Origin of the sequence: Kitasatospora sp. NPDC004669 (assembly GCF_040609455.1) — a bacterium.
GTDB lineage: Bacteria > Actinomycetota > Actinomycetes > Streptomycetales > Streptomycetaceae > Kitasatospora.
In genome coordinates, this window is the sequence record NZ_JBEXKB010000160.1 from 1 (window position 1) to 6,207 (window position 6,207).

Sequence of the window (6,207 nt, forward strand, 5' to 3'; positions counted from 1 at the left end):
ACAGGCCAACTACGCCGCCGCCAACGCCTACCTCGACGCCCTCGCCACCCACCGCCACACCCACGGCCTCCCCGCCCACTCCCTCGCCTGGGGCCTCTGGGCCCAGGACAGCGCGCTCACCGGCGGTGTGGACGACACCGCCCGCGCCCGCATGGCCCAGCGCGGGATCCTGCCGCAGGCCACCGCGGAGGCGCTCGCCCTGTTCGACGCCGCGCTCGGCACGGACCTCCCGGTCACCGTGCCGGCCCGGTTCGACCTCGCCGCCCTGCGGCAGCGCGCCGCCGACACGGGCGTCCAGCCGCTGCTGCGCGGCCTGGTCGGGGCGGTGCCGCGCCGCAGTGCACACGCCGGACCGGCCGACGAGCACGGACTGCGGGCCCGCCTGGCCGGCCTGTCACCCGAGGCCCAGGACCAGGCCCTGCTCGACCTCGTCCGCGCCCAACTCGCCACCGCTCTGCACCACTCCGAGCCCGAGGCGATCCCGGCCCACCGCGGCTTCCTGGAGCTGGGCCTGGACTCGCTGACCGCCGTCGAACTGCGCAACGCGCTCGCCCGGGCCACCGGGCTGCGCCTGCCCGCGACACTCGTCTTCAACCACCCCACCCCCACCGCACTCGCCGCCTACCTGCGGGGCGAACTCCTCGGGAAGAACGCGGACTCCGCCGCCCCGGCCCCGGCCACGCCAGCGGCCGGAGGCGAGGATGCAATCGCCGTCGTGGGCATGGGCTGCCGGTACCCCGGCGGGGTGACCACGCCCGAACAGCTCTGGCGGCTGGTCGCCGAGGGCATCGACGCGATCGGCGACTTCCCCGACGGACGCGGCTGGAACATCGAGGAGATGTACGACCCCGACCCGGACGCGCACGGCAAGACCTACACCCGGCACGGCGGCTTCCTGTACGACGCCGACCGGTTCGACCCCGAGTTCTTCGGCATCAGCCCGCGTGAGGCCCTCGCCGTCGACCCGCAGCAGCGGCTGCTGCTGGAGACCAGCTGGGAGGCGTTCGAGCGGGCCGGGATCGCCCCGGACAACCTGCGCGGCAAGCCGGTCGGGGTCTTCACCGGCGTCATGTACTACGACTACGGCACCCGCCTGGCGGACCGCACCCCGGACGGCTTCGAGGGCTACCTCAGCACCGGCAGTGCGGGCAGTGTGGCCTCCGGCCGGATCTCCTACACCTTCGGGCTGGAGGGCCCGGCGGTGAGCGTCGACACCGCGTGCTCCTCCTCGCTGGTCGCCCTGCACCTGGCCGTCCAGGCACTGCGGCAGGGCGAGTGCACCATGGCGCTGGCCGGCGGTGTCACCGTGATGGCCACGCCCACCACCTTCCTGGAGTTCAGCCGGCAGCGCGGACTGGCCCCGGACGGACGGTGCAAGTCCTTCGCGGGCGCCGCCGACGGCGTCGCCTGGGGCGAGGGGGCCGGGATGCTGCTGCTGGAGCGGCTCTCCGACGCCCAGGCAGCCGGGCACCCGGTACTCGCGGTCATCCGCGGCACCGCGATCAACCAGGACGGCAAGAGCAGCCAGCTCACCGCCCCCAACGGCCCCTCGCAGCAGCGGGTCATCCGTACGGCGCTGGCCAACGCCCGGCTGACCGCCGACCAGGTCGACGCGGTCGAGGCGCACGGCACCGGCACCACCCTCGGCGACCCGATCGAGGCAGAGGCGCTGATCGCCACCTACGGGCAAGGGCGAGCCGCCGAACAGCCTCTACTGATCGGTTCGTTGAAGTCCAACATCGGCCACACCCAGGCCGCGGCGGGCGTCGGCGGCATCATCAAGATGATCGAGGCGATGCGCCACGGCGTGCTGCCCCGCACCCTGCACGTGGACGAGCCCACGCCGCACGTCGACTGGACCGCCGGTGCAGTCGAACTGCTCACCGAGGCCCGGCCGTGGCCGCAGACCGACCACCCGCGCCGCTCCGCCGTGTCGTCCTTCGGCATCAGCGGGACGAACGCCCATGTGATCCTGGAGGCCGCGCCGGAGAGCGCCGGGCCCGTCGGGACCGGGACCGAGCCGCAGGCCGGCCTGCCGCTGCTGATCTCAGCGAAGAACGAACCGGCCCTGCGCGAACAGGCCTCCCGGATCCGCGAGTTCATCGGCTCCGACAGCGACCGGCACCCCGCCGAGGTCGCCCGGGCCCTGGCAGGCGGGCGCACCTCCTTTGACCACCGGGCGGTGGTGTTCGGCGCCGACCGGGAGGAACTGCTGGCCGGACTGGCGGCTGTGGCCGAGGGGTCGTCCAGCCCGCAGGCCGTCCAAGGGACGGTCCGCGGCGGCAAGCTCGCCTTCCTGTTCACCGGACAGGGCGCCCAACGACTCGACATGGGCCGGGAGCTGTACGAGACCCAGCCCGCGTTCACAACGGCCTTCGACGAAGCCTGCGCCGCACTCGACGCCTACTTGGAGCGGCCGCTGCGGGACGTGATCTTCGGCGACGAAGACGCCCTCAACCAGACCCAGTACACCCAACCCGCCCTGTTCGCCCTCGAAACCGCGCTCTTCCGCCTCTACGAATCCTGGGGCGTCACACCGGACTTCGTCACCGGCCACTCGATCGGTGAGCTGACCGCCGCCCACGTCGCCGGCGTCCTCTCCCTCCCCGACGCCGCCCGCCTCGTCGCCGCACGGGCGCGATTGATGCAGTCCGCCCCCGCCGGCGGCGCCATGATCGCCATCCAGGCCACCGAGGACGAACTCCGCGAACACCTCACCGACACGGTGTCGATCGCAGCACTGAACTCCCCCGACTCCACGGTGGTTTCGGGGGATCCGGAGACCGCCGAGCGGATCGCCGCGCACTTCAAGGGACTTGGGCGCAAGACCCGCAAGCTCACCGTCTCCCACGCCTTCCACTCCCCCCACATGGACCCCATCCTCGACGCCTTCCGCACCGAGGCCGCCCAACTCACCTACCACCAACCGACGATCCCCGTCATCTCCAACCTCACCGGCCAACTCGCCGACCGCCTCACGACGCCCGACTACTGGGCCGAGCACATCCGCCAGACCGTCCGCTTCACCGACACCATCCGCACCCTCGCCGACAACGGCGTCACCACCTTCGTCGAACTCGGCCCCGACCCCGTCCTCACCGCCCTCACCCACACCACCCTCGACGAGGCCGGACCGCTCGCCATCAGCACCCTCCGCCACAACCACCCCGAAACCCGCACCACCACAACCACCCTCGCCACCCTCCACACCCACGGCCACCCCATCACCTGGCCCCACCTCCACGGCACCGCCACCAACCCCACCGACCTGCCCACCTACCCCTTCCAACGCGAGCGCTACTGGCTCCACCCCACCCCCAGCACGGCCTCCGGCTCCGCCGGTCTCGCCTCGGGCGGCCACCCGCTGCTCGACATCGCCATCGAACTCCCGGACGGCGGCCATCTGTTCACCGGTGTCCTCGCCCTTCAGCGCCACGCATGGCTGGACGGGCACGCCGTCCTGGGCGTTCCGGTACTGCCGGGCGCCGCGTTCGCGGACATCGCGCTGAAGCTCGGTGATCGGCTCGGCCTCGGCCGGCTGGACGACCTCGCCCTGGAGCACCCGTTGGTGCTTCCCGAGCGGGGCGAGGTCGAGTTCCAGGTGCTCGTCGGCCCGGCGGACGAGTCGGGGGCCCGCCCCATCGACTTCCGCTCCCGCCCGCGCCCGACCGACCACGAGGCGGCCCAGGAGTGGGTCGGCAACGCCTCCGGCCGGCTCGCCGTGAGCGCGCCGTCCGCCGCTGCGCCCCGGCCGGAGGCCTGGCCACCGGCGGGCGCCGAGCCGGTGCCGGTCGAGCCCCTGTACGCGCAGGTCGCCGCAGCCGGCATCGACTACGGTCCGCTCTTCCGCGGCCTGCGGGCCGTCTGGCGACACGGGACGGACCTCTACGCCGAGATCGTCCTCCCCGAGGGCACCGCGACGGACGGGTTCGCCCTCCACCCGGCGCTGCTCGACGCCGCCCTGCACCCGCTGCTGGTCTGGTCCGGCGCCGACGACGGCCTCCGGCTGCCCTTCGCGTGGCAGGGCGTCAGCCTCCGGAGCAACGCGGGGACCGCACTGCACGTGCGGATGTCCCGCCTCGGTGCGGACGGTCTCGCCCTCGCCCTCACCGAGCCGGTCACCGGCGCGCTGGTGGCCTCCGTCGAGTCTCTGACCGTACGCCCGGTCGACCCGGCGACGTTCCACCGCGCCGGCGCCGCCGCCCCGCTGTACGGACTCGACTGGGTCACCGTGGCCCGGTCGGCCTCGGAGTCGGCCCGTCTCGCCGCACTCGGCACCCTTGTGGAGGTGCCCTCAGGCCTGTCCCTCGACGTCCACCCGGACCTTGAGACCCTCGCCGAGAAGACGGCCGACGCCCCGCCGACCGACGTGCTCCTCGTCCTGCCCGCCGAGGCCGACACCGACCACGGGCCCGACCCGGTGGCGGCCGCCCACCGCACCGCGGAGGCCGTTCTCACGGCCGTTCAGGACTTCGTCGCCGACGAGCGGCTCGCCGACAGCCGACTGGTGGTGGTGACGCGGGGCGCCGTGGCGGCCCGCCCGGGCGACGACGTCCCGGCGCCGGCGGGTTCGCCCGCCTGGGGCCTGGTCCGCGCGGCGCTCTCGGAACACCCCGGCCGGTTCGTGCTGGTCGACCACGACGGCAGCGACGCCTCCTGGCTGGCCCTACCGACCGCGCTCGCCGTCGAGGAGGAGCAGTTCGCCCTGCGTGACGGGCAGCTCCTGGCTCCGCGCCTGGCCGCCGTCGGCGCGTCCGAGGCCCTGGCCGAGCCGCGCCCGCTGGACCCGAACGGGACCGTCCTGGTCACCGGCGGCACCGGCACCCTCGGCACCCTCCTCGCCCACCACCTCGTCGCCACTCACGGTGTGCGGCACCTGATGCTCACCAGCCGACGCGGCCCCCACACCCCGGGAGCCGCCCGGCTCATGGACGAGCTCCGGGAACTGGGCGCCACCGTCACCGTCACCGCCTGCGACACCACCGACCCCGACGCCGTCACCGCCCTCATCGACAGCGTCCCCGTCGACCACCCTCTCACTGCCGTCATCCACGCCGCCGGTCTCCTCGACGACGCCACCCTGACCTCACTCACCCCCGAACGCCTCACCACCGTCCTCCGACCCAAGATCGACGCCGCCTGGCACCTCCACCAGGCCACCGAACACCTCGACCTGCGCGCCTTCGTCCTCTACTCCTCCATCGCCGCCACCATCGGCAGCCCCGGACAGGCCAACTACGCCGCCGCCAACGCCTACCTCGACGCCCTCGCCACCCACCGCCACACCCACGGCCTCCCCGCCCACTCCCTCGCCTGGGGCCTCTGGGCCCAGCCGGGCGGCATGGCGGGCACCCTGGACACCCAGGACCAGGCCCGACTGCGCCGCTCGGGCATCGCGCCGATGTCCGCCGGGTACGCGCTCGCCCTGTTCGACCGGGCGCTTCTCACGGACCGGCCGGTGCTCGTACCCGCCAGGGTCGACACGGCGGCACTGCGCAGCGCCGAGACGGTGCCGCCGCTCTTCCGCTCGCTGGTCCGCCCGGCGGCCCACGCGGTCTCCGGGGCCACCCGGACGGCCGACGAGCCCGTGCTGCGCGAGCGGTTGGCGGTGCTCAGCGCCGCCGAACGACTCGACGCCCTGCTGGACCTCGCGCGTACCAGGATCGCCGAGATCCTCGGCCACGACAGCCCGCGCGCGATCGGCCCGGACCGCGGCCTGATGGACCTCGGCTTCGACTCCCTGATGGCCGTCGAGCTGCGCAACAGCCTGGGCCGGCTCACCGGTCTGCGGCTGCCGAGCACCTTCGTCTTCGACTACCCCACGCCCGTCGCCATGGCCCAGGAGCTGGACGTCCGCCTCGGCCTCGGTGACGGCGGCGGCGCGGACGACGGTGCCGACACCGCCGACGAGGCGACGATCCGCCAGGCCCTGGCCGCCATCCCGCTGGACGTCCTACGGGCGTCCGGGCTGATCGAACCGCTGCTGCGCCTGGGCCGGACGGCCGAGCCGGCGCCGGCCCCGGAGGACCGCAGCGCCTCCATCCAGGAGGCCGACACCGACGAGCTGATCCGGATGGCGCTCGCCGGCCTCGACTGACCGCGCTCCACCGCCGCGGGCGGCGCCCCCCCCCCCCCGGGGGGGGGGCGGGGGGCCGGGGCGGCACGGGGCGTGAGCACCGACCAGATCCAGAACAAGGTCCAGCGAAT

Annotated in this window: 1 protein-coding gene; it reads left to right on the forward strand. The window is 74.1% G+C overall.

Going from position 1 to position 6,207, the window contains the following annotated elements; genetic code table 11:
• On the forward strand, nt 1-6,097 hold a 6,097-nt coding region (locus ABZW30_RS46165), incomplete at its 5' end, for an SDR family NAD(P)-dependent oxidoreductase (RefSeq protein WP_355677345.1).
• Nucleotides 6,098-6,207 lie beyond the last annotated feature (110 nt).